The sequence below is a fragment of the Kineococcus sp. DHX-1 genome (assembly GCF_042473625.1).
Taxonomy (GTDB): domain Bacteria; phylum Actinomycetota; class Actinomycetes; order Actinomycetales; family Kineococcaceae; genus Kineococcus.
Genome location: NZ_CP170445.1, coordinates 208,434 through 232,056, shown reverse-complemented (window position 1 = coordinate 232,056; position 23,623 = coordinate 208,434). Strand labels below are relative to the sequence as shown.

Below are 23,623 nucleotides of genomic sequence, written 5' to 3'. Positions count from 1 at the left end.
TCCCCCGAGGGGTACCGCCTCGCCTCCGACCCGGACGGTCCCCACCGCGCAGGCGACGTCCAGCGGGGCCGATCGCGACTGATCCCGGCGGGTCAGGCGACCAGCGAGAGCGAGACCGTCGGCGCGGACGAGAGGACGGGACCCGCCGGCTCGACGACCGACGTGAGGTCCCGCACCTGCCGGCTGGTGCGCAGCAGCAGGTCAGCCAGGTCCAGGCCGAGAGCGCCGCAGATGGCGGCGAGCACCTCGGAGGAGGGTTCCTTGCGCCCGCGCTCGACCTCGGACAGGTGCGGCAGGGACACGCGCGCGTCGCCGGCGACGTCGGACAGGGTGCGGCGCTGGGCCGTCCGCTCGGCCCGCAGCACGCTGCCGAGGGCGTCGCGCAGCAGGGGGTCCGGACGGCGGCGCACGCGACGGGGCGGGACGACGGTCAGCGTGCGCACGGGAACCTCCACCGGTCGGTTCCCCACGACGCTACGGGCCGGTGGGGGCCGCCGCACCGCCGTCCGCTCAGGGCGGACGACGGTGCGGCGGGTTCGGGGGTCAGCGCCGCGCGGACGGGCGCTCGTAGGCGGTCGCCATGGCGACCTGCTCGTCGATGACCTCGGAGATCCGCGCCTGCACCGTGTCGAGCTCGCGGATGATCGCCGCGGTCTCGTTGATGCCGCCGGAGACGGCGGAACTCGACGCCTGGATCCCCGAGATCTGCTGCGCGACGCGCTGGGTGGCGTCGGCGGTCTCGCGGGCCAGGTCCTTGACCTCGCTGGCGACGACGGCGAAACCCCGGCCGAGTTCCCCGGCGCGGGCGGCCTCGATCGTCGCGTTGAGCGCGAGGAGGTTCGTCTGGTCGGCGATCCCGGAGATGATCTTGATGACCTCCCCGACGGCCGCCGACGCCTGCGTCAGCGCGTCCACCTCGCCCGTCATCGTCGAGGCCTGGCCGACGGCGGCGTCCGCCACCCGGCCGGCGTCGTTCACCGCGTCCCGCAGGCGCGAGACCGTGTCGAGCAGTTCGTGGGACCGCGCGGCGTCGTGCTCGCTGCGGCGCAGCACGTCCAGGCGCTGGGAGACGAGCTGCTGCACGTTGCGCAGCGAGGAGGCGCGCGACTCGGACAGGTCGATGACGTCGGTGGCGAAGAAGTCCATCGTCCCGACGACGCGCCCCTCGGACAGGACCGGGAAGCAGACGCCCGACTTCACACCGGCGCGCTGGGCCGCGGGGGCGCGCACGCAGTCGGTCATCTCGGCGAGGTCGCGGACGTAGACGAGGTCGCGCTGGCGCCAGGCCCGGCCGGACAGGCCGACCCCCTCGGCGAAGCTCGCCGCGAGGGTGACGCGGCGGAACTCCTCGCCCGCCGAACCCGACTCGACGACGAACTTCAGCGTCGCGCTGTCCTCGTCGAGGGCCCAGTACGACCCGTAGGCCCAGCCGAACGCCTCGCGCACGGTCTCCAGCGCCGTGCGGAGCGCGGCCTCCTGGTTCGCGGCGGCGCCGACGTTCGTCACGACGGTCGTCACGGCGGCGCGGTCGTTGAGGGTCTCCTGCAGCGCGGCGGTGTCCAGGGCGCGGCGACGGGCGTGCGCGGCGACGCGGCCGATGGCCGACCACTTCTCGGCGCGGCCGCCGAAGAACGGCAGTTCGTTGCGGGAGTAGTACTCGTGGATCGCGACCACGCGCCCGTTCTCGACCACCGGGAGCTGACCACCGCTCTTGGCCCCGGCGGCGCGGGCGTCGCGCCAGCGCTGGCAGGCCATGGCCTCGGGGGAGTCGTCGCACTGCACGGGCTCGCGGGTGGAGATGGCCTTGCCGCCGCAGCCGTCACCCACGCCGACCGCGAGGGACCGGCTCGAGACCAGGGCCTGGCTCATCGGGCCGACCTCGGCCGCGACGGTGAAGCGGCCGTCGGGGCCGGGCAGCCAGACCCCGCCGTAGCAGAGGTCGAGGGCTTGGGAGAGTCCGCGGACGCAGGCCAGCTGGGCGTCGAGCTCGGTGGTGATGCCCGTGTCGAGGGCGGCGAGGACGGCCTCGAGGGCCTCGACGTCGCGGGGCATGGGCCCGGTCACGACCTGACCGACGGCGGCCTTCTGGCGTCCGAACACTGCCCACTCCCCACACGGGTGACGAAACTTCTAGAAGCGTTGCTCCCAGAGAGTCCTTCGGCCCGGCGAGCCGAGAACTTGAACTCAGACCCCCCGACCGTCCGCCAGGTGCTCGCGCAGGGTCGCGAGACCCCTGTGGGCGTTGCTGCGCACCGTCCCGGTGGTCACGTCGAGCAGGTCGGCGATCTGCTCGTCGGAGCAGTCCTCGAAGTGGCGCAGGACGAGCACCGTTCGCTGCTTCGTCGGCAGCCGGCGCAGCGCGGTGAGCAGCTCGTCGCGGTCGGCGACCTGCCCGCTGCCGTCGGCGGTCGCGCCCTCGGGCAGGTCGCCGGTGGGCCGTTCGCGGCGTGCGGCCCGCCGCCAGAACGAGGTGGAGGCGTTGACGACCATGCGGTTGACGTAGGCGACGGGATCGTCCGCCGCGCTGACGCGCCCCCACGACAGCAGCGCCTTGGCCAGGACGTCCTGGACGACGTCCTCAGCCGCGTGCGGGTCCCGCAGCAGCCCGCGGGCGAGGCGGACGAGGGCCGGGCCGCGGGCGGCGACGAACTCCTCGAACGTCAGGACCCCGGCCTCGTCGGGGGCGCGAGTGGTGGTGCGAGGTGTCACCGGGCGCCCCCGCCGGCGTCGGTGAGCTCGGCGGCCAGCTGCAGCTCCCGCGAGGCCAGGGCCGCGGCCTGGTCCAGGGCGCTCTGCCCGTCGGGCTGGTAGGTGGTCGTGGACACCTTGACGACGAGCTGCCCCGTCCGCGCGACGACGGTCGCGTTCCACGACGGGTCGTCGCCGAGGGTCGCGGCGCGGTAGCCGGCGACCACTTGCTCGGCGTCGACGGCCGCGGGCGCCAGCGTCCAGACCGCACCCTCAAGCTGCGTGGTGGTGCAGTCCTGGGCGTCCTGCGCGGTCGCCGCCATCCACTCCTGGGCGGCCGTGCCGCGGAACAGCAGCACCTGCAGCCCGACGTCCTCCGGCGGACCCGAGCGCGCGGTCGAGGATCCACCCCAGCCGGCGCCGCGGCTGTCGACAACCGTGCGGGTGCCGTCGTAGGCGTCGTCCTGGCAGAACCCGGAGTTCGTCGACGCGCTCTGCCCCAGCAGCTCCAGACCGGGGACCACCGCGTCGACGTCCCGCGTCGAGAGCAGGGCCTCGTTCGGGACGGCCGTCACGGCGGGCGCGGGGGTGGCCGGCACGACCGGCCGGACCGACGTCGGGTCCTGGCCCCACTGGGACACCCCGAACGGGACACCCAGGGCGAGGACCGCGACGACGCCGACCACCCCCTGCCGGCGTCGCCGGATGGTGCGGGCGCGCCCCCGCGCCCCCGCGACGAGAGCGGACACGTCGACCCCGACGTCGGCCGTGCCCGCACGCCGCAGCGCGCGGACCAGCTCGTCGTCCCCCGGGTCGGCTCCCCTCCGGTGCTCGCTCATCCCGTCCTCCCCCTCGTCCTCCCCCTCGGCGCGGCCGCCTGCTGCGACCGCCTCCGAGCAGCAGACGCCCCACCGGGCCGCGGCGTTGCACCGCCAGGGGAACGGATCAGCGGCCGCCCGCGCGGAAGGGGCCGTGCAGCACCGCCCACTGCAGCAGCGTGACGGTCTTGCCGTCGCAGATCCTGCCGTCCCGGCACATCGCGAGCGCCTCGTCGACGTCCACCTCGACGACCTCGATGTCCTCGCCCTCCTCCGCCACCCCGCCCCCGGCGCCGGTCCGGTCGGCCGGCGCGTAGGGGGCGGCGTAGAAGTGCAGACGCTCGGTCACCGACCCCGGGCTCATGAACAGGTCGAACAGGTGCTCGACGGCGCCGACGTGGACGCCCAGCTCCTCGGCGGCCTCGCGGCGCACGGCCGTCTCGGGGTCGTCGGCGTCGATCAGGCCGGCGGCGGCCTCGAGGAGGAGACCGTCCGGGTGGCCGTTGACGTAGGCCGGGTAGCGGAACTGCCGCGTCAGCAGGACGGTCCGGCGCTCCCGGTCGTACAGCAGCAGAGTGGCGCCGTCCCCGCGGTCGTACGTCTCGCGCTGCTGCACGGTCCACGTCCCGTCCCGGCGCCGCAGGTCGAACGTGGTGCGGCGCAGCACGTGCCAACCGTCGGAGGTCACCTCGACGTCGCGCACGACGACGTCCGGGTTGCCGCGCAGGTCGCGACCGACGCGGTCCAGGCCGGTCCGGCCGCGGCGGTCGGGGGCGTCGACCCCGGGGCGGGGAGTGCCTGCGGCCGGTACGTGCATCATGATGCAAGCCTAGACGAAACACGTACGAACGTGCACGAACACGGAGGAACGAGGATGCTGGCAGCTCAGCGCCGCGACTGGCTCCTGGCGCGGATGGCGCGCGACGGACGGCTCGTGGCGAAGGACGTCGCCGCCGAGCTCTCGGTGTCGGAGGACTCGGTGCGCCGCGACCTGCGCGACCTGGCCGCCGCCGGGCTGTGCCAGCGCGTCTACGGCGGCGCGTTGCCGGCCTCCCCCGCCGTGGCCGACTACGCGGCCCGCACGCGGCTCGCGACGGACAGCAAGGAGCGGGTCGCCCGACGCGCGGTCCAGCTCGTCCAGCCCGGCTCGACCGTCGTCCTGGACGGCGGGACGACGACGCTGGCGGTGGCCCGCGCCCTCCCGCCGGACCTCGCGTGCACGGTCGTCACCCACAGCCCGACCATCGCGGCCGCCCTCGTCGAGCACCCGACCGTCGAGGTCTTCGTCCTCGGCGGACGCCTGTTCAAGCACAGCGCGGTCACGTGCGGGGCCGCGACGGCCGAGGCCGCGCAGACCGTCTCGGCCGACCTGTTCCTCCTCGGGGTGACGGGCGTGCACCCCGAGCGCGGGCTGACGACCGGCGACCCGGACGAGGCGGCCGTCAAGCGGCTGCTGGCTGGGCGGTCCGCGGAGACGTGGGTGCTCGCGTCGGCCGAGAAGGTGGGCGCGGCCTCGCCGTACGGGGTGGTGCCGTGGGACGCCGTCGCGGGCGTGGTGACTCACACCGACGACGACGCGGCCGTGGGGGAGCTCGAGCAGCGGGGCGTGCGCCTACTGCGCGCGGACTGAGCGTTCCGGGCCGGACGACGAGAAGGCCCCCGGTCACGTGGACCGGGGGCCTTCCTCGGTAGCCCCGACGGGATTCGAACCCGCGCTACCGCCGTGAGAGGGCGGCGTGCTGGGCCGCTACACAACGGGGCCCCAGCGCCGTTCCGTTCCCGGAACCGGCAGGCAGGAGTCTACCCGCTGCTCGCGGGTGCCCCGTCCACGTCACGGGCCGGGGCGGCGTCAGCGGGGTTCGTCGCGGGCCACGACGGAGAAGTCGTCGTCCCCGTGCCCGGCGCGCTGCGCGGCCAGCAGCCCCTGGGCCGCGACCGTCAGCGCGGGCAGGGGGAAGCGGGTGGTGGACGTCATGAGGCCGGTGTCCTTGAGCAGCAGGTCGGCGGAGAACTGGGTGTCCCCGAACTCCCCCGTCCGCAGGTTCTGCCCCTTCATGGCGGCGATGGGCCCCAGCCCGGTGCCCTTGAGCGTCGTCAGGACCTGCTCGACGTCCAGACCACCGGACGCACCGAGCCGCACCGCCTCGACGAGCCCCTGGAAGGAGACCGCGAGCGCCAGGTTCGCGACGAGCTTGCCCGTCGCGGCCGCGGACGCCTCGGGCAGGACCTGCAGGCGTTCGGGATCGGCCCACAGGGAGACGAACGGCACGGCCCGCTCGGCCGCGGGGCCACCGGCCAGCACCCCGAGGGCGCGGTTCGCGGCCGGGCCGAGCGAGCCGACGACCGGGGAGTGGACGTGGTCGACACCGCGCTCGGCCGCCCAGCGGGCGTGCTCGGCGGCGTCGGCGGGCGAGATCGTCGTGATGTCGATCCACAGGGTGCCGGCCGCCGGCGACAGGCCGTCCAGGACGACCTCGCGGACGGCGGGCGGCCCGAAGAGGGCCGTGACGAGGACGTCGGCGCCGTCGAGGGCCTCGGCCGGGGACCCGGCGGAGATGGCCCCCGCGGCGACGAGGTCGCCGTCGCGGCCGGGCGTGCGGTTCCACACGCGGACGTGGTGGCCGGCCTCGAGGAGGTGACCGGCCAGGACGCGTCCCATCCGGCCGAGGCCGAGGAAGGCGATCGTGGACGGTTTCTGCGGGGCGGGAGGGTTCACGGGACGTTCCTCGCGGACGGGCGCACACGCTGGGTGATGCGCGGAGTGACTGGGTGCGACGGACGCGGGAGGAGCGCAGGGACGATCGGGGGACGCCGGACGCTCAACCACCTCCCTACCCTGAGGCGGTGAGTCAGCTCGCGCACCCCGTCGCTCCGCCCACCGACCCGTGGGTGACGCGCTGGCGGTTCGGCCCGCGGCTGCGCGACGTGGTCGCCGTCCTGCTGTCCCTGTTCTTCGCCGTGGCGTGGTTCCACTCCGTCGTGGTGGGGCCGCTGCGCAGCCAGCCCGGCGGGCCCGTCTTCCCCGAGGGCCTGACCTGGGTCGCCCAGGCCCGTCTCCCGCAGGTCCTCGCGTGCGTGGTCGTGGTGGCCAGCTGCCTGGCCCTGTGGTGGCGCCGGGACCACCCGGTCCTGCTCAGCCTGGTGTCCCTGGGCGTCGCGGGGGTGCTGGCCTTCGACGGCGCGCTGTACCTGGCCCTGCTGACGCTGGCGGTGCGGCGGCGCGACCGGCTGCTCGTCCTGCTGTCGGGGGCGGCCGGCGTCGTCGTCACGGTGGCGTCGCTGCGCACGACGGCCAACGGGCTGGGCTGGTCGCTGACGTCCTCGGTCGTCGGGGTGTCGCTGTGCGTCTTCGTGGGCGCGTTCGTCGGTGCGCGACGCGACCTCGTGACCTCGCTGCGGGAGCGCGCGGAGCGGGCCGAGCACGAGCAGGTGCTGCGCGCCGAGCAGGCCCGGCTGGCCGAGCGGACCCGCATCGCCCGCGAGATGCACGACGTCCTGGCGCACCGGATCTCCCTCGTCGCCCTGCACGCGGGGGGCCTGGAGGTGCGGCCGGACGTCGGCGCCGACCAGGTCGAGGCGACGGCCGCCACGATCCGCGAGACCGCCCGGACGGCGCTGGAGGACCTGCGCCGCGTGCTCGGCGTGCTGCGGGCCCCCGGTACGGGCTCGGCCGCGACGACGGCCGCCGAACTCGCGCCGCAGCCGACGCTCGTCGACGTCCGCCGGCTCGTGGAGTCGACGCGCGAGGCGGGGGTCGCCGCGGAGTTCCGGACGGACGTGCCCGTCCACGCCGACGTCCCCGCCGAGCTCGGGCGGACGGTCTACCGCGTCGTGCAGGAGGCGCTGACGAACGTGCACAAGCACGCCCCGTCGGCGCAGACCGTCGTGACGGTCTCCGGTGAGGTGGGGCTGGAGATGCTCGTCAGCGTCGTCAACGCCCGTCCGCACGGGGCGTCGGCGGGGTTGCCGGGGGCGGGGTCCGGGCTGGTCGGGTTGTCCGAACGCGTCGGGCTGGCCGACGGGACGATCTCCTCGGGCCCCGAGCCGGGCGGGGGGTTCGCGGTGCGGGCGCGGCTGCCCTGGCCGACGCCGGACGGACTGCCCCGTGCGGGTGCGTCCGCGGCGTGGACCCCGCCGGATGCGAGGATCGTGCGCACCCCGGCCGGGTCGGCGACGACTCAGGAGGGGTGAGGGTGACGGATCGGGTCGAGGCGGAGGCGGGCGGAGTCGTGGGCGTGGACGAGCAGCAGGGCAGGCCGACGAGGGTCCTGCTGGTGGACGACGACGCCCTGGTGCGCGCCGGGCTGCGGATGATCCTGTCCAGCGCCGAGGACATCGAGGTCGTCGGGGAGGCCGAGAACGGCGCCCAGGCCGTCGAGGGCGTGGCCGCGCACCGGCCCGACATCGTCCTCATGGACGTCCGCATGCCCGTCATGGACGGGCTGACCGCGGCCAAGGCCATCACCGAGCGCCCACAGGCTCCCAGCGTCGTGATGCTGACGACGTTCGACCTCGACGAGTACGTGTTCCAGGCGCTGCAGGCAGGAGCGACGGGGTTCCTGCTCAAGGACACCCCGCCGCGCGAACTCGTCTCCGCGGTCCGCGTCGTCGCGGCGGGCGAGGCGATGCTCTCCCCCACCGTGACCCGCCGGCTCGTGGGCCACTACGCGGCGGACACCGTGAACCCGCGGCGCCGGGAGGCGGCGGAGCGGCTGCAGCTCCTGACCGACCGCGAGCGCGAGGTGCTGGGTGCCGTCGGCCGCGGGCTGTCGAACGCCGAGATCGGCCGGGAGCTGTTCATGAGCGAGGCGACCGTCAAGACGCACGTGTCGCGGCTGCTGACCAAGCTCGAGGCGCACAACCGCGTGCAGGTCGCGATCGTGGCCCACGACGCGGGGCTCCTCGACGCCTGAGCGCCGAGGAACCCCCGCCCCTCAACGGCCGGCGGCCTCGAGGGTGGAGAACTCCTCGTCGGTCAGCTCGACGTCCGCCGCGGCGAGGTTCTCCTCGAGGTGGGCGACGGTCGAGGTGCCCGGGATCGGCACGATGACGGGCGAACGACGCAGCAGCCACGACAGCGCGAGCTGCGACGTCGAAGCGTCGTGGTCCTTTGCGATCTCGTCGAGCGGCCCGCCGGGCCGGGCCAGGCTGCCCGCGTCGACGGGGGCCCACGGGATGAAGGCGATGCCCTGCTGCTCGCAGTAGGTCAGCAGGTCCTCGGCCCGCCGGTCCCCGAGGTTGTAGCGGTTCTGCACCGAGGCGATCGTCAGCCCGGCCGCCTGGGCCTCCTTGACGTCGTCGACGTCGACCTCCGACAGGCCGACCTGCAGCGCGAGGCCCTCGTCGACGAACTCCTTCATCACCCCGAACTGCTCCTCGCGCGGGGTCTTCTCGTCGATGCGGTGCAGCTGCCACAGGTCGATGCGTTCGACGCCGAGGCGGCGCAGGGACATGAGGATGCACTGGCGCAGGTACTCCGGGCGACCCAGCGGCGGCCAGACGTCCGGGCCGTGCCGGGTCAGCCCGCCCTTGGTGGCGATGACGACGTCGCCGTAGCCGGTCCCCTTCCCGCCCGCGTCGTGCAGCGCCTCGCGGATGAGGTCCTCGGAGACGTACGGGCCGTAGGAGTCGGCGGTGTCGATGAACGTGACGCCGAGCTCGACGGCACGGCGCAGCACGCGGACGGCTTCGTCGTGGTCCTTCGGCGGGCCCCAGACGCCGTCGCCGGTGATGCGCATGGCGCCGTAGCCGAGGCGGTGGACGGTCTTGCCGCCGAGGTCGATGGTTCCGCTGGCGGACACGGGCACGTGGTCCTCCCGGGATCGGTGGTGTCGCGGTCGCGGGAACGCTAACCCCGGCCGCGGCCGTCGACACCTCGGCGCGACGGGCGGACCGGCCCGCGGCATGATCTCCAGCCGAGAGTGCCCCCGAACGAAGGTGGAACGCCGTGAAGGTCACCCCCGTCCGCTTCACCCAGGACGTCGCCGCCATGCGCCGCTTCCTCGTGGCCCTGGGCCTGACGAGCACGTCGAGCTCCGAGGACGGGTCCTGGGTGAGCCTGGAAGCCGCAGGCGGCGGCGAGGTCGGCCTGCACAGCACCGCGACGGCGAACTCGGCGACCCCGGCCGGGTCGACGGACCTGGCGTTCTCGACGAACGAGCCGCTCGAGGCCGTCGCCGCGCGGCTGCAGCAGGCCGGGTTCGACTCCCGCGTCGTGGAGGAGCCCTACGGCCGCGTCCTGCACGTCACGGACCCGGACGGTCGCGAGCTGGAGGTGCAAGGCACCACGACCGACCTGCACGGGTACTCCGAGGGCGACTGACGGTCGTGCCGACTCCGCTGATCGACGCGCTGAACGTCCCGGCGATCACGGCGTACGAAGTCGACGACGGCACCGCGACCCCCGGGCTGCGGGCCCTGGGGGCGGTGCTGGCGCTGCACGGGATCTCCGAGAACGGGGGGCTCGCGGGCGGCGGGGTGGAGAACCTCTTCTTCAGCCGCCGCCTCGACGATGTCGACGACGCCGCGGCCGGACTCCGCTGGCTCGGCCTGGACGACGTCGCGGACCTCGTCCTCCGCGCGCGCCGGGAGTTCTTGCGGTTCCGGCCCACCGGGTACGAGGAGCTGTCGGCTGCCGACGAGGAGCTCTGGGACCGGCTGGACGAGGAGTTCTTCGCGCTCGCCCCCTCGGACCGTCTCGAGGCGGCCGTCGCGGCCCGTCTCCCGCAGATCGCGCCGGAGCTGGCGTCCCCGTGAGGAGGGGACCTCAGCGCACGAGGGCGAGGACGAACCCGTCCCAGCCCTTCGACCCGACGGTCTGCAGCGCGGTGACCTCCAGGCGCGGGTCCTCACCGAGGGCTTCGAGGAACGAGCGGGTCCCGGTGACCGTGGGGTCGGTGCTCTCCTCGTCGACGACCCGGCCGCCGCGCACGACGTTGTCCCCGACGATGACGCTGCCGGGGCGCGTCAGCCGCAGGGCCCACTCGAGGTAGTGCGGGTTGTTCGGCTTGTCGGCGTCGATGAAGACGAGGTCGAAGGGGTCCCCACCCTCGGCCTGCAGCTGCGGCAACGTGTCGAGGGCGGCACCGACCCGGACGTCCACGACCTCGGAGAACCCGGCGCGGTCGAGGTTGCGGCGGGCGACCTCGGCGTGGCGCGGTTCGTACTCGCACGTCACGACCCGTCCGCCCGGCGGCAGCGACCGGGCCAGGTGGATCGTGCTGAACCCGCCGAGGGTGCCGATCTCCAGGACCCGCCGGGCCCCAGTCATCCGCACGAGCAGCGAGAGCAGCGCCCCCTGGAGCGGGGACACGTCGATCGCCGGCAGGCCCGCGGCCTGGTTCTCGTCGACGACGAGTTCGAGCACCTCGTCCTCGGGCAGCAGCGTCTGGACGAGGTACTCGTCGACCTCGGTCCACGCCGAGCTCGGGTCGTGGTCGCCGGTGGCAGAGCGCATGACCGCACTCTGCCACCGGCCCCGCGGACCTCGGAACCCCGTCAGCGCAACAGGTCGGGAGTCTCGAACGGCAGCCCGTGGACGTGGGTGGCGAGGAACGCGAACACCGTCTCGTACCAGAGCGCCGCGTGCTTCGGCGTCAGCACCCAGTGGTTCTCGTCAGGGAAGTACAGGAACCGGTGCGGCAGGTCCGCCGGGTCCCCCGTCCACTGCTTGTTCAGCACCCACCACAGGCGCAGGGCCTCCCCGACCGGCACGCGGTAGTCCTTGTCGCCGTGGACGACGAGCATCGGCGTGACGATGTGCCGGGCGTGCGCGGCCGGGTCGTTGGCCGCCACCATGGCCGGCGTCATCTCCCGCTCCCAGTAGTGCGCGGCGTCCGTCGTCGCCCCGAACTGCTCGAGGGCGAACAGGCTCGCGTGGGTGACGATCGCGCGGAACCGGTCGGTGTGACCGGCCACCCAGTTCGCCATGTACCCGCCGAAGGAACCGCCCATCGCGGCCGTGCGCTCGGGGTCCAGGTCGTCGCGTGCCAGCGCGGCGTCCGTGACGGCCATGAGGTCGGAGTACGGTTCGGCTCCCCACGCACCCCAGCCGCGGGCCAGGAACTGCGCGCCGTACCCCGTCGACAGGCCCGGGTCCGGCAGCAGGACGGCGTACCCGCGGGCCACCGCCAACCAGGGGTTCCACCGCCAGGACCAGGAGTTCCAGGAGGACAGCGGACCGCCGTGGATCCACAGCAGCAGCGGCGCCGGCGACTGCGGGCCGGCACCGGCCGGGAGGCACAACCAGGAGCGGACCTCGGCCCCGTCCGCGGCCGTCGTCCGCACCTCGGTGAGGGTTCCCGGCAGGTCCGGCGCGTCCGCGGGGCCGGGCAGGACGACCGGCTCGCCCGCCGTCGAGGCGTCCAGGCGCACGACCGCCGGGGGCGCGTCCACGGCCGCGCGGACCGCGTAGACCGCCGCGCCGTCGGGAGCCACCTGCAGGTCGGAGTAGGCGCCGTCGTCGGTGCTGAGCCGACGCAACGATCCCTCGCCGTCCGTCCCCACGTCGACGCGGTGCACCGGCGCCCGGCCGTGGTGGTCGACGGCGAGGAACAGGGCGTCCGAGCCCGGCCCCCACTGCGGCGTCCCCGCGCCCCAGACCTCCCAGCCGGGGACGACGTCGCGCGGCGCGCTCGACCCGTCGAACGGGACGAGGACCAGCCGCAGGGTCGGCGGGTCGACCGGGGTCGACAGGCTCTCGGCGACGGCGGCGACCCAGCGCCCGTCCGGGGAGACCGACGGTGAGGCGAACTCCCGGGCGGGGTCGTCGGCCAGCACGCGCAGCGAGCCGTCGGTGCGGTCGAGGACGACGAGCCGGGAGCGCTGCGACCCGCCCGGGCCCGGCACGCTCTCGGTGGTGACGAGGGCGGAGCCGTCGGGGGTCAGCGCCGCCGTCGCCTCGTCGTAGCGACGGCCGGGGACCGGCGTCAGGTCGCGCCAGGCCGCCGGTTCGCGCTGACCCGCCGCGGTCTCCGCCGGCAGGTCCAGCGTCAGCCAGCGGGGTTCGTCGGGTCCGAGGTCGGTGTCCCAGTACCGGACGGGGTACCCGGAGTGCAGGACGGCGTTCACCTTCGCGTCCTTGCGCGCCGCGCGGCGGGCGGCGTCGGACGTCGGTCCCTCGGTGCTGTCGTCGGCGCCGGGCAGCGTGTCCGACGCGACGACGACGGCCACCGAGGTCCGCGCCGTGCGGGGGCCGGAGACCCCGCCCGGCCGGGAGGCGACGCACCGCGCCTCTCCCGTCGGGGGCAGCGCCCAGAGCGCGGCCGGTGGGTCGTCCGGTGCCTCTCCCGCCTCGGCGTCCGGCCGGGCAGAGGTGAAGAGGAGGGTGCCGTCGGGCGCGAAGACCGGTGAGGACGCCGCGGCCGCGCCGCGCGTGAGGCGCCGGGCCGGACGGCGGCCCGCCGGGTCGACCTCCCACAGCGCACCCCGCCACCGCGTGCGGTCCGCGGTGAGCGTCGCGACCGTCGTCACCAGCCGCGTCCCGTCGTGGGACAGGGCCAGGCCGCTGACGCGTGGCAGCGCGGCGAAGGCGTCGAGGTCGGCGAACGCCGACGAGGGGGCGGGGCTGGCGGTGGTGTCCGGCACGCGACCAGTCCTACCCCCGTCCTCCGACACGGGCCAGGGCGTCGATCACAGGCGGAAGGCGCCGACCGTCTCCCGCAGCCGGGACGCGCTCTCCCGCAGCGACTCCACCGACCCCGTGACGAGCTCGAGGCTGACCCGGTCGTCGGCGCCGGAGGCGGCCACGCCCGCGAGCATGGTCGAGATGTCGTCCGCCCCGGCGGCCGCGCCGGCGACCGTGCGGGCGAGGTCCGCGGTCACCGCGTTCTGCTCCTCCACGGCCGCGGAGATGGACGCCTGGTAGTCGTCGACGCGCCCGATGACCTCGGCGATGCGCGCGATCGCGGCCGCCGCCTCCTCGCTGCCGCGCTGGATCGCCGCCACCTTCCCGGCGATGTCCTCGGTCGCGGACCCGGTCTCCTGCGCCAGTTCCTTGACCTCGCCGGCGACGACCGCGAACCCACGGCCCGCCTCGCCGGCCCGCGCGGCCTCGATGGTGGCGTTGAGGGCCAGGAGGTTGGTCTGCGCGGCGATCGAGGTGATCGTCTTGACGACGCTGGCGATGTCACGGGTCGCCTCGCCCAGCCCGGCCACCGCCGTGCGCGTCGCCTCGGCGACGTCCACGGCCTCGCGGGCCACCGACGCCGACGACGCCATGCCGGAGGAGATCTCGGCGATCGACGCACCGAGTTCCTCGGCCCCGGCGGCCAGGGTGGCGACCTCCCCGGAGACCGCGCCGGCCGACGCCGCGGCACGGTCGGTCTCGGCGCCCGTGCGGGCGTTCGCGGCGGACAGGGACGCGGCGCGTGAGGAGAGGTCGTCGGCCTGACCCGCGACCGACTGGGCGTGCTCGACGACGCCCGACACGGTGCGACGGGTCGCGGCGACCGCGGCGGCGAGGGCCTGCGCCATCTGCCGGAACTCGTCGCGCCCGTCGAGGACCGGTTCCACCGTCAGGTCGCCGTCGGCGATGCGGCCGAGGTCGGAGACGTTGCGGCGCAGGGGGACGACGATGCTGCGGGTCAGCGCGACGAGCAGCAGGACGACGAGCGCGACGGCCGCGGCGACGGCCGCGAGGACCAGCGTGCGGCTGCGCTCGGCAGCGGCGCGGCCCTCGGCGCGCACGGCGGCGGACCGCTTCGCGACGGAGTCGGTGAGCTTCTGGGTCTGCGTGAGGATGTCCGCGTAGACGACCCAGCTCTCGTTCTGGATGGTGTTCTCGGCCCCGGCCAGGTCACCCTTGCCGTACTGGGCGACGGCGCGGTCGTCGGAGGCGAAGTAGTCGGTCCACTTCTGCGTGATCTGCGCGTTGACGGCCTTCTCGTCGGCCGTCATGAACTGCACCGGAGCGGCCTGGAGCGCCGACAGGAGCTTGGCCTTGTCCGCGAGGAACCCGGCGCGGTTGGCCGAGTCGTCCTTGACGGCGGCCGCCGGCCCCACCCGGTAGGTGTCCCACGCGTAGGCGGCCTGCCAGCCGGAGACGTCGGCGTCGTAGTACTTCTGGTCGGCGACGTAGGCGGTCAGGACGGCGAGGTCGGCCGTGCGGTCCGCGGCGCGGCTCTGCGCCCGGCCACCGAGCAGGGCCGCCGTCCCGGTCAGGCCGAGCAGGACCAGCACGACCCCGAAGGCCGCCCCGAGGCGTGCCCCCACTCCCATGCGTCGAAGCACCGCGGTCATGTCCGTCTCTCCCTGTTCGATCGGTCGGCCTGGTGCACCGGTCTGCCACCACAGGTGTCGGCGGACGCGCCACCGGTGTGGACGGACAGCGCAGGACATCCCCCGTTCGGAGCAGCGCGCGCGTGACGGCGGACCGTTGCGCGGCAGCACAGGAAGGGGCACGATGCGCCCGTGGGGTCCCGCACCGACGCGCCCTCCTCGGACGCTGCCCGCCGGCCGCTCGAGGGGGTCCTCGTCGCGGACTTCTCCCGGGTGCTCGCCGGCCCGCTCGCCACCCTCCACCTCGCCGACCTCGGCGCCCGCGTCGTGAAGGTCGAACGCCCCGGCTCCGGGGACGAGACCAGGCGGTGGGGACCGCCCTTCAGCCCGACGGGCACGACGTACTTCGACAGCGTGAACCGCAACAAGGAGTCCGTCTGCCTCGACCTCGCCGACCCCGGCGACCGGGAGCTGGGCCGTGAGCTCGTCCGACGCGCCGACGTCCTCGTCGGGAACTTCCGGGCCTCCTCCACCGCGGGCTTCGGCCCGGACGAGCTCGCCGCGCTGAACCCGCGGCTGGTCACCGTGTCCATCACCGGGTTCGGCAGCGCCGGCGGGGCGGACCGGCCGGGGTACGACTTCGTGGTGCAGGCCCTCGGCGGGCTCATGAGCATCACCGGGCCGTCCGGGCACCCGACGAAGGTGGGGGTCGCGCTCGTCGACGTCCTGTGCGGCAAGGACGCCACCATCGGGATCCTCGCCGCGCTGGCCCGCCGCGCGGTCGACGGCCGCGGCAGCCACGTCGAGGTCGACCTGCTCTCCAGCCTGCAGGCGGCCCTCGTCAACCAGGTGCAGGCGTACCTCGGCACGGGCGTCGACCCGCAGCCCCTCGACGACGCCCACCCCTCGATCGCGCCGTACGAGCTGCTGACCTGCGCGGACGGCCCCGTCGCCGTCGCCTGCGGCACCGACGGCATGTTCGCCCGCCTCGTCGAGGCCCTCGGCGCGCCCGCCCTCGCGCAGGACGCGCGCTTCGCGACGAACGCCGACCGCGTGCGGAACCGCCCCGCCCTCCGCGCCGAGCTGGCGGACCTGCTGCGCACGACGACGGCCGTCGACGCCGAGGCCCTGCTCGTCCGGGCCGGGGTTCCCGCCGGTCGCGTGGGGACGATCGGCGACGGCCTGCGGCTCGCGAAGTCGCTCGGGCTCGACCCGCTGCTCGACGTCGTCGACGCGGACGGCGTCGTCGTCGGCCGGCAGGTGCGCAACCCCGTCCGGCTGGACCGCACCGGCCCGCCCCGGCGCGACGCCCCACCCCGCCTCGGCGAGCACGACGACGCCGTCCGCCGCTGGCTCAGCACCCCGATGGAGGAGACCCCGTGACCGACCTGCCGGACACCCCCGACCAGGACCTGCTCGCCCTCGACGGCCTGCTGTCGCAGGAGGAACGGGCCACCCGCGACCGGGTGCGCGCCTTCGTCGACGAGCACGTCCGCCCCCACGTCGCCCGCTGGTACGAGGACGCGCACTTCCCCCGCGAGCTGATGCCCGAACTCGGTCGCCTCGGCGTCCTCGGGATGCACCTGCACGACGCGGGCTGCCCCGGCCGCAGCGCCGTCGAGTACGGCCTCGCCGCGCTCGAGCTGGAGGCCGGCGACTCCGGGCTGCGGACGGCCGTCAGCGTCCAGGGGTCGCTGGCCATGAGCGCGATCTCGAAGCACGGGTCGGACGAGCAGAAGGCGCAGTGGCTGCCCGAGATGGCCGCGGGCCGGGCCGTCGGCTGCTTCGGGCTCACCGAACCCGACGCCGGGTCCGACCCCGGCAGCATGACGACGACCGCGCGGCGCGACGGCACGGACTGGGTCCTCGACGGCCGCAAGCGGTGGATCGGGCTGGCCAGCCTCGCCGACGTCGCCGTCGTGTGGGCCCGCACCGACGAGGGTGTCCGGGGTTTCCTCGTGCCGACGGACTCCCCCGGGTTCGCGGCGCGGCCCATCGTCCCCAAGCTGTCGATGCGCGCGTCGGTCCAGTGCGACGTCGACCTGGCCGGTGTCCGCCTGCCCGCGGACGCGCAGCTGCCGGGGGCCCGCGGGCTGAGCGGGCCGTTCGCCTGCCTCAACGAGGCGCGCTACGGGATCGTCTGGGGCGTCCTCGGAGCCGCCCGCGACAGCTACCTCGACGCGCTGCGCTGGTCGCTGACCCGCCGGCAGTTCGACCGCCCGCTCGCGGGGTTCCAGCTGACGCAACGCAAGCTGACCGACATGGCCGTCGCCATCGCCAAGGGGCAGCTGCTGGCCCTGCACCTCGGGCGGTTGAAGGACGCCGGAGCGCTGGAACCCCACCAGATCTCCGTCGGCAAGCTCGACAACACCCGCGTCGCGATCGACGTCTGCCGCGAGGCCCGGACCGTCCTCGGCGGCAACGGCGTGACGCTGGAGCACTCGCCGCTGCGGCACGCGTCGAACCTCGAGAGCGTGCGGACGTACGAGGGCACCGACGAGGTCCACACCCTCGTCGTCGGGCAGCGGCTCACGGGGATCTCCGCCTTCCGCTGACGGTCCGGCCGTGTCGGTGGCTTCGGCCAGACTGACCCGGTGCCCGTCCTCGACCACCCCGTCCTGAGCGCTCTGCGCGGCCTGCCCGCGGTGCCCCGGCTGGGGCTGGCCGTCGTCCCGGGCGGCGTGGGACTGGCCGTGCCACAGGGGAACTGGGGCGTCCCCACCGACGACCCGGCCGGACTGCTGAGGGCGCTGGAGGTGGAGTTCGCGCCGCGGTGGACGTGGTGGTCGGCCGCGTCGGCGCTCGGGCGCATCCCACCCGTCCACCTCGCCCGCTGCCACGACCTCGCCGCCGTCCACCGCGTGGTCGAGGGCGGCCACCGCGAGGACCCGGGCGCGGTGTGGGCTGCAGCGCAGGGACTCCCCGCCCCCGCGCCACCCTCGCGCCGGCCCGCCGCCGCGCACGGCACCGGGCTGCTCGACCTCGACGGCGCCGCCGACGCCGGCGACCCCGTCGCGCCGGACGGGACGCTGGCCCCCGCCTGGGCCGACGGCCGGGCGTTCGACACCGACACGGGGGAACGCCTCTCCCGCGCCGGCCGGTGGGCGGCCCTCGCCCTCGACGTCGCCGACGCGCAGGACGCACGGCTCGCCGCCCTGCCCGACCGGCGCGCCGAACCCGCCGGACCGCCCCTGCCGGTGCAGACGGGTTTCGCCGAGTCCGCGGCTGCGGCGCTCGCGGTCGAGCTGTCCCGCACGGGGTTGCCGCTGGACCGGGCGACGGCCGAGGAGATCGTCGGCGCCGCCGTCGGGCCGCGCCCGGCCGACGCCGCCGCGGAACGGCAGGCCCGCGCGGACCGGGACGCGCTGGTGCGCGAACACCTCGGACCGGGGGGCGCGACCGTCGACCTGCGCAACCCCGCCCACGTCCTCGCGGCGCTGCGCGGGCTGGGTTTCGACGTCCCCGACACCCGCGCGCACCGGCTGGAACGGCTGCGCGAGGCCCACCCGGCGGTCGCCGCGCTCCTGGTGTGGCGCAAGGCGGAACGGCTCGCGACGACGTACGGGTACCCGTGGCTCGACGAGCACGTGGGGTCCGACGGCAGGTTGCGCGGGGCGTGGTCGTCGGCCGACGCCGCCGCGGGGCGGATGACGGCGCAGGCGGGGTTGCACAACCTGCCGGCCGAACTGCGGCCCGCGGTCGCCGCCGAACCCGGGCACGTCCTCGTGCGCGCCGACCTCGGCCAGGTCGAACCCCGCGTCCTCGCAGCCGTCTCGCGCGATCCCGGCCTCGTCGCCGCCACCCGCGACGAGGACCTGTACGCCCCCGTCGCCGCGGCGCTCGGCGCCGACCGGCCCACCGCGAAGATCGCCGTCCTCGCCGCGATGTACGGCCAGACGTCCGGCGCCGCGGGAGAGGCGTTGCGGCGCATGGAACGCGCCTACCCCCGGGCCCTGGCCTACCTGCGGGCCGCCGAGGAGGCGGGCCGGGAAGGCCGCGACGTCCGGACCTACGGCGGACGGCTCGTCCGGATCTCCGACCTCGCCCCCGCCGAACCCGGCGCCGCCACCGCGGCCCGCGGCCGGTTCGCCCGCAACGCCGTCGTCCAGGGCGCCGCGGCGGAACTCTTCAAGGCGTGGGCCGCGACGGTGCGGGCCGGGCTCGCCGGGACGGACGGCAGGATCGTGCTGTGCCTGCACGACGAACTCCTGCTGCACGTGCCGGAACCCGACGCCGACCGCGCCGCCGCGCTGCTGGAGTCGGCGCTGCAGCAGACGGCGTCGCGGTGGGCGTCGGGGTCGGGGGTGCGGTTCGTCGCCGACGTGTCGGTGGTGCGGCGGTGGTCGGAGGCCAAGTGACCGGCGCCGTCCGGCACACCGCGGCGCGCCCGCCGGAAGCTCAGCGGAACATCACCGTGAGCGCCTCACTGCCCCCCGAAGGCCGTGACCTGCTCCGCGGAGAACTCCCCGAACGACCACGGCTGCCCCGTCGCCTCGAGCACCGACCACCACAGGTCCCCGTGCGGGTCGACCTGGTTGCGCGCCGAGACGGCGAGCGCGATGGGGATGTGCACGAACCGGCGGCGCCAGCGGCCCACGACCATGTTCGTGCGCCCGGCCATCGCCGCGTGGACGGCGGCGTGCGCCAGCCGGATGCAGTACACGGCGTCGTACGGGTTCGCCGGCACGCTGCGGATGACGTAGCTGGGGTCGATGTACCGCATGTTGAGTTCGAGGTCGTGCGCGGCGAAGTCGTCGGTGATCGCCTGCCGCAGCAGGCTCCCGACGTCCTGCAGGCGCTTGTTGCCGGACGCGTCCTTGAGCGAGGCCGCGGCCGCCGCCGGGTCGAACAACTCCTGCCCGGCGCCCTCGGCGGCCACGACGAGCGCGTGCCCCTGGGTCGCCACCTTCTCCCGCAGCCGTTCCAGGAAACCCCCCGGCCCGTCGAGCGTGAACGGCACCTCGGGGATCAGGACGAAGTCCGCGTCGTTCTGCGCCAGGGCCGCGTAGCACGCGATGAACCCCGAGTGCCGGCCCATGAGCTTGACGACGCTCACCCCGTTCGGGGCGGTGCGCGCCTCGACCTTGGCGGAGCGGATCGAGCGCGAAGCCTCGCTGAACGCGGACTGGAACCCGAAGCTCTGGTCGATGAAGGGGATGTCGTTGTCGATCGTCTTCGGGATGCCGACGACGGCGATCTTGAGGTCGCGCGCCTTGATCTCGGCGGAGATCTTCTGCGCTCCGCGCATCGTGCCGTCGCCGCCGATGACGAACAGGATCGAGATGCCCATGCGCTCGAGGCAGTCCACGACCTCGACGAAGTCCTGCTGACCCCGGGAGGTCCCCAGGATCGTGCCGCCCTCGCCGTCGATGTTCTCCACGACCTGCGGCGTCAGGTCGATGACGTCGTGGCCGTAGCTCGGAATGAAACCCTGGTAGCCGTTCTTGAAGCCGTGGATGCGGCGGACGCCGTAGTGCGTCGTCAGCTCCGAGACCAGGCCGCGGATGACGTTGTTGATGCCGGGGCAGAGGCCACCGCACGTGACGATGCCGACGCGCGTCTTGGACGGGTCGAAGAAGATCTTCTTGCGCGGACCGGTCGGCTCCAGGCTCGGCAGGTCGGTGAGGTCGCCGTCGCGCCGGGACACCTTCGACAGCGTGTCGTCGAAGAGCACGCGGTCGTTCTCGTCGATGTAGTGGTGCGTCGTGCGGCGGGCCTGCAGCCGGGGCGCCAGCGGCGAGTCGACGGTGCACGGACCGAGCGTCTCGACGGTGAAGTCGATGGGCTCACGGCTCGTGGGACGGTCGGTGGGCTCGGCCATGAGCGCGCGGTCCTTTCCTGGCGGTGGAGGGCGAGCCCCCATCATCGGGCAGGGCCGTGACCCCGGTCACCCCGGGGGTCGGACCCGCGTTCCGGTCCCGCGTTCCGGCCCGGCGTCTCGCTCGGGCGCGCGGGCCCGGGGATCCGTGCCTAGCGTCGAGCCATGGCTGACGACCTGTACACCGGCACCGTGACCGCGACCGAGGGCTCGGCCCGCTCGGACGACGGCGCCCTGTCCCTCGACGTGCACGAACCCACCGCCCTGAAGGGCTCCGGAGAAGGCACCAACCCCGAGCAGCTCATGGCGGCGGCCCTCGGCTCGTGCCTGCTGGAGTCGCTGCGCATCGCCGCGACGAGCGCCGGCGGCAGCACCGACGGCGCCAGCGTGGAGTCCCGCGTCACGCTGGCCGCGGGGGACGGCGCGGGCTACACCGCCCGCTACGACCTCAGCGTGACCCTGCCCGACGCCGGCGGCGACGCCGACGCCGTGCTCCAGCAGGCCCTGGCGATCTGCCCCTTCACCAAGACGATCGACGCCGACGCCCTGCAGGTGCAGCTGGCCTAGCTGCCCCTAGCTCCGGGGGCCCTCCCGGTCCGCCAGCCGCTGCAGCATCGCGTTGTACTCGGTGAGGTCGGAGTCGCCGTCGCGCGCGGCCTTGCGGTCGCGGCGGCGGTTCTCCCGGTCGTCCGAGCGCGACCAGCCGACCGCCACCCCCAGGACCAGGACGAGGGTGGGGACCTCACCGATGCCCCAGGCGATGTCACCGCCCTCCTGCTGGTTGGCCAGGAGGTTCGCGTCGGGGGTCATCGCCGCGAACCAGTCCGGTGCGAGCAGCGTCTTGCCCTGCATGAGCGCCACGCCGAAGAAGGCGTGGAAGGCCATCGTCGCCAGCAGCAGGAGCAACCGGAACGGGTACGCCGGGCGCTGGCCACCCGGGTCCACGCCGATGAGCGCCGAGGAGAACAGGTACCCGGTGCCCAGGAAGTGGAACATCATCAGCTCGTGCCCGACGTGGGTGCGCAGGGCGAGCTCGAACAGCGGCGAGTAGTAGAAGACGATGAGCGAACCGGCGAAGAGCGCGGCCGCCACGAGCGGGTGGCCCACGACGCCGAGGTAGCGCGAGTGGACCAGCTCCAGCAGCCACTCGCGGGCGCCGCGCGAGTGGTCCCGGCGGGCCGGCAGCACCCGCAGCGCGAGGGTGACGGGCGCGCCGAGGACGAGCATCGGCGGCACCGCCATCGTCAGCAGCATGTGCTGCAGCATGTGCGCGCTGAAGGTGATGCGGCCGTATGCGGCCGGACCGCCGCTGGTGACGAACAGCAGCGCGAGGCAGCCGGCGACCCACCAGATCGTCCGCCCCACGGGCCAGGAGTCGCCGCGAGCCCGCAGCCGCCGGACTCCCAGCAGGTAGCCGACGAGGGCGAGACCGCCGATCGTCAGCCAGAGCAGGTCCGGGCTGGCCTGCGTGAACCAGCGGGCGGCGGTGATCGGCGGGGGCAGCGGCTCCCCCAGCAGCGCCTCGGCGCTGCTGGTCCCCGGCACGTTGTCGGGCACCGGGGTGGGGCTGCGGCTCAGCGCCACCCCGAGCCCGGTCGCCGCCCCCATGAGGACGAGCTCCCCCGCGGCGATGCGGACGAAGGCCGCGGGGCGGGAGGCCAGCAACGGGATGGTGCGCCGCCGGTGCCAGACGCCGAAGGCGCCCAGCGCGACGAGCGCGACGACCTTGCCGACGACGAGGGCGCCGTAGGACGTGGCCAGCCCCGACCAGCCGCCGAGGCGGACGGAGGCGTTGAGGACCCCCGACAGCGCGACGGCCGCGAAGCACCACAGCGCCACGGTCGAGTAGCGGGAGGCGAGGGTCGTGAGATCGACGGGGCGGTGGCCCTTGGCCGTGCCGCCGCGGCGGCCCGTGAGGGGCGCGACGAGCAGGACGGCGGCGAGGCCGCCGACCCAGACGGTGACGCCGACGAGGTGCATGGCCAGCGAGCTGACGGCCGTCTCGTGCGAGGCCGAGCCGGAGGCGTGCCCGGACAGCGACAGCGGCATGAGCGCCAGCACCGACAGCGCGAAGCCCCAGGCCGCGCCCGTGGGCGTCGCGGCGGCCGCCCCCACGGTGGCGACGACCGCGGCGAGCACGGTCGTGACGAGCAACGCGCGCCCGAGGTCGATCGACTGGGCGAACTGGGCGAACTGGGCCCCGAACCCGGCGGCACCGGGGGCCGCGCCGATGACGTCCATCGCGGTGAGGACCAGGACGAGCAGCGCGGTGACCGCCCACACGCCCGCAGCGACACCGGCGACGCGGACCGCGCGGCCCCAGGCGTCGCTCGGGTGCGGCAGCAGGAACGTCGCCACGGCGAAGCCGCCGACGGCCAGGGCGGCCGAGAGGTCGTGGACCGTGCGGGCGATCGGCAACCCGTACCGGACGAGGGCGCCGGGGTCCCCGAGGACGGACGGGGTCAGGCCTCCGGCGAGGGCGAGGGCGGTGAGCAGGACCGCGAGCGCGGCGAGGAGGACGGCCGAGGTGGTGAGGAGGACGCCGCTCGTGCCGGGTGCGCTGCGGGCCGTGCGGGTAGGAGCGGCCACTCCCCCAGGGTAGGTCGCGGACCTGGGAGTCCGGTCCGGAGGGAGGACCCCGCCGGGACGCTCAGGCGGTGGCGCGGACGGACCGGACCGGGGCGAGGGCGGTGGCGACGTCGAACCAGACGGTCTTGCCGAGGGGGTCGACCTCGACGCCGTGCGCGTCGGCGAGGGCCTCGACGAGGGCGATGCCCCGGCCGTTGAGGGCCTCGGGGTCGGACTCGCGGCGCATCGGCAGCCGGGTGTTCTCGTCGCCGACGGCGATGCGGACGCGGGAGCCGACGCGCCCCACGCGCAGGTGCACGTCGCTGCGGCCATGCAGGACGGCGTTGGTGACGACCTCGGCGGTCAGGAGGAGCAGGGTGTCGACGACGTCGCCGATGACGCCCTCGCCGATGCACCAGTCGGCCACGAAGTGCCGGGCCGCCCGCGAGGACAGCGGCACGGGCGCCAGCGTCGTCTCGCGCGACCAGTCCGTGAACGACACTGAGTAACTCTC

General features: G+C 74.9%; 22 protein-coding genes and 1 tRNA gene. 9 read left to right on the top strand and 14 right to left on the bottom strand.

Annotated elements, in window-relative coordinates; genetic code table 11:
* Positions 1 to 92 precede the first annotated feature (92 nt).
* The 5 genes from ACFEMC_RS01045 to ACFEMC_RS01025 all read right to left on the bottom strand — a co-directional run bounded on the left by ACFEMC_RS01045 (position 93) and on the right by ACFEMC_RS01025 (position 4,326).
* A complete protein-coding gene (locus ACFEMC_RS01045) occupies positions 93 to 443 on the bottom strand; it encodes a helix-turn-helix domain-containing protein (protein WP_380172748.1) in 351 nt (116 codons plus the stop codon).
* 100 nt (positions 444 to 543) lie between these two features.
* Entirely contained in the window at positions 544 to 2,100 is a 1,557-nt protein-coding gene (locus tag ACFEMC_RS01040; RefSeq protein WP_380172745.1) for a methyl-accepting chemotaxis protein, read from the bottom strand.
* An 84-nt stretch (positions 2,101 to 2,184) separates the two neighbouring features.
* A complete protein-coding gene (locus ACFEMC_RS01035; protein WP_380172743.1) occupies positions 2,185 to 2,709 on the bottom strand; it encodes a SigE family RNA polymerase sigma factor in 525 nt (174 codons plus the stop codon).
* Positions 2,706 to 3,527 carry a hypothetical protein gene (locus ACFEMC_RS01030; RefSeq protein ID WP_380172741.1) on the bottom strand — a complete coding sequence of 274 codons (822 nt, stop codon included), beginning with the start codon at positions 3,525 to 3,527 and terminating at the stop codon, positions 2,706 to 2,708. The genes ACFEMC_RS01035 and ACFEMC_RS01030 overlap by 4 nt, the downstream gene beginning before the upstream one ends.
* Positions 3,528 to 3,633: 106 nt before the next feature.
* Positions 3,634 to 4,326 carry an NUDIX domain-containing protein gene (locus ACFEMC_RS01025; protein WP_380172739.1) on the bottom strand — a complete coding sequence of 231 codons (693 nt, stop codon included), beginning with the start codon at positions 4,324 to 4,326 and terminating at the stop codon, positions 3,634 to 3,636.
* Between the two features lie 54 nt (positions 4,327 to 4,380).
* Here ACFEMC_RS01025 and ACFEMC_RS01020 point away from each other — a divergent pair, with 54 nt between their 5' ends.
* Positions 4,381 to 5,136 (top strand): DeoR/GlpR family DNA-binding transcription regulator, encoded by a 756-nt coding sequence (locus ACFEMC_RS01020; RefSeq protein ID WP_380172737.1) that lies wholly within the window; start codon positions 4,381 to 4,383, stop codon positions 5,134 to 5,136.
* A 59-nt stretch (positions 5,137 to 5,195) separates the two neighbouring features.
* Here the strand turns inward: ACFEMC_RS01020 and ACFEMC_RS01015 are convergent.
* Together ACFEMC_RS01015 and ACFEMC_RS01010 are read right to left on the bottom strand one after the other, a co-directional pair.
* A tRNA-Glu gene (locus ACFEMC_RS01015) sits at positions 5,196 to 5,268 on the bottom strand.
* Between the two features lie 87 nt (positions 5,269 to 5,355).
* Positions 5,356 to 6,222, bottom strand: a complete 867-nt coding sequence (locus ACFEMC_RS01010; RefSeq protein WP_380172735.1) for an NAD(P)-dependent oxidoreductase — start codon at positions 6,220 to 6,222, stop codon at positions 5,356 to 5,358.
* Between the two features lie 128 nt (positions 6,223 to 6,350).
* Between ACFEMC_RS01010 and ACFEMC_RS01005 the strand changes: the two genes are divergently transcribed.
* Positions 6,351 to 7,697: a sensor histidine kinase gene (locus tag ACFEMC_RS01005; RefSeq protein WP_380172733.1), complete on the top strand. Its 1,347-nt coding sequence runs from the start codon at positions 6,351 to 6,353 to the stop codon at positions 7,695 to 7,697.
* 44 nt (positions 7,698 to 7,741) lie between these two features.
* Positions 7,742 to 8,419: a response regulator gene (locus ACFEMC_RS01000; protein WP_380176525.1), complete on the top strand. Its 678-nt coding sequence runs from the start codon at positions 7,742 to 7,744 to the stop codon at positions 8,417 to 8,419.
* 21 nt (positions 8,420 to 8,440) lie between these two features.
* On the opposite strand, the gene ACFEMC_RS00995 is transcribed toward ACFEMC_RS01000, so the two are convergent.
* Positions 8,441 to 9,313: an aldo/keto reductase gene (locus tag ACFEMC_RS00995; protein WP_380172731.1), complete on the bottom strand. Its 873-nt coding sequence runs from the start codon at positions 9,311 to 9,313 to the stop codon at positions 8,441 to 8,443.
* A gap of 140 nt (positions 9,314 to 9,453) precedes the next feature.
* On the opposite strand from ACFEMC_RS00995, the gene ACFEMC_RS00990 reads away from it, so the two are divergent.
* Together ACFEMC_RS00990 and ACFEMC_RS00985 are read left to right on the top strand one after the other, a co-directional pair.
* Positions 9,454 to 9,828, top strand: coding sequence for a VOC family protein (locus ACFEMC_RS00990; protein ID WP_380172729.1), 375 nt, complete (start codon positions 9,454 to 9,456; stop codon positions 9,826 to 9,828).
* 5 nt (positions 9,829 to 9,833) lie between these two features.
* Positions 9,834 to 10,262 carry a hypothetical protein gene (locus tag ACFEMC_RS00985; RefSeq protein ID WP_380172727.1) on the top strand — a complete coding sequence of 143 codons (429 nt, stop codon included), beginning with the start codon at positions 9,834 to 9,836 and terminating at the stop codon, positions 10,260 to 10,262.
* Between the two features lie 10 nt (positions 10,263 to 10,272).
* Here the strand turns inward: ACFEMC_RS00985 and ACFEMC_RS00980 are convergent, their stop codons facing one another.
* From ACFEMC_RS00980 to ACFEMC_RS00970, 3 genes are read right to left on the bottom strand one after another with little or no spacing between them, the layout of a single operon-like run.
* Positions 10,273 to 10,962: an O-methyltransferase gene (locus ACFEMC_RS00980; RefSeq protein WP_380172725.1), complete on the bottom strand. Its 690-nt coding sequence runs from the start codon at positions 10,960 to 10,962 to the stop codon at positions 10,273 to 10,275.
* Positions 10,963 to 11,003: 41 nt separating this feature from the next.
* Positions 11,004 to 13,091 (bottom strand): alpha/beta fold hydrolase, encoded by a 2,088-nt coding sequence (locus ACFEMC_RS00975; RefSeq protein WP_380172723.1) that lies wholly within the window; start codon positions 13,089 to 13,091, stop codon positions 11,004 to 11,006.
* Between the two features lie 45 nt (positions 13,092 to 13,136).
* Positions 13,137 to 14,744, bottom strand: a complete 1,608-nt coding sequence (locus tag ACFEMC_RS00970) for a methyl-accepting chemotaxis protein (RefSeq protein WP_380172721.1) — start codon at positions 14,742 to 14,744, stop codon at positions 13,137 to 13,139.
* 171 nt (positions 14,745 to 14,915) lie between these two features.
* Between ACFEMC_RS00970 and ACFEMC_RS00965 the strand changes: the two genes are divergently transcribed.
* Genes ACFEMC_RS00965 through ACFEMC_RS00955 form a run of 3 tightly spaced genes read left to right on the top strand, consistent with a single transcriptional unit; the run spans position 14,916 to position 19,081 of the window.
* Complete coding sequence (locus ACFEMC_RS00965) at positions 14,916 to 16,106, top strand: CaiB/BaiF CoA transferase family protein (RefSeq protein ID WP_380172719.1); 1,191 nt, start codon at positions 14,916 to 14,918, stop codon at positions 16,104 to 16,106.
* Positions 16,103 to 17,278, top strand: a complete 1,176-nt coding sequence (locus ACFEMC_RS00960) for an acyl-CoA dehydrogenase family protein (protein ID WP_380172717.1) — start codon at positions 16,103 to 16,105, stop codon at positions 17,276 to 17,278. The genes ACFEMC_RS00965 and ACFEMC_RS00960 overlap by 4 nt, the downstream gene beginning before the upstream one ends.
* Before the next feature lie 39 nt (positions 17,279 to 17,317).
* Complete coding sequence (locus tag ACFEMC_RS00955; RefSeq protein WP_380172715.1) at positions 17,318 to 19,081, top strand: DNA polymerase; 1,764 nt, start codon at positions 17,318 to 17,320, stop codon at positions 19,079 to 19,081.
* A 65-nt stretch (positions 19,082 to 19,146) separates the two neighbouring features.
* Here the strand turns inward: ACFEMC_RS00955 and ACFEMC_RS00950 are convergent, their stop codons facing one another.
* A complete protein-coding gene (locus ACFEMC_RS00950) occupies positions 19,147 to 20,544 on the bottom strand; it encodes an ATP-dependent 6-phosphofructokinase (protein ID WP_380172713.1) in 1,398 nt (465 codons plus the stop codon).
* A gap of 162 nt (positions 20,545 to 20,706) precedes the next feature.
* On the opposite strand from ACFEMC_RS00950, the gene ACFEMC_RS00945 reads away from it, so the two are divergent.
* Complete coding sequence (locus ACFEMC_RS00945; RefSeq protein WP_380172711.1) at positions 20,707 to 21,108, top strand: OsmC family protein; 402 nt, start codon at positions 20,707 to 20,709, stop codon at positions 21,106 to 21,108.
* Positions 21,109 to 21,114: 6 nt separating this feature from the next.
* On the opposite strand, the gene ACFEMC_RS00940 is transcribed toward ACFEMC_RS00945, so the two are convergent.
* Together ACFEMC_RS00940 and ACFEMC_RS00935 are read right to left on the bottom strand one after the other, a co-directional pair.
* Complete coding sequence (locus tag ACFEMC_RS00940; protein WP_380172709.1) at positions 21,115 to 23,130, bottom strand: cytochrome c oxidase assembly protein; 2,016 nt, start codon at positions 23,128 to 23,130, stop codon at positions 21,115 to 21,117.
* Between the two features lie 61 nt (positions 23,131 to 23,191).
* Positions 23,192 to 23,611 (bottom strand): ATP-binding protein, encoded by a 420-nt coding sequence (locus ACFEMC_RS00935; RefSeq protein ID WP_380172707.1) that lies wholly within the window; start codon positions 23,609 to 23,611, stop codon positions 23,192 to 23,194.
* Between the last annotated feature and the right edge of the window lie 12 nt (positions 23,612 to 23,623).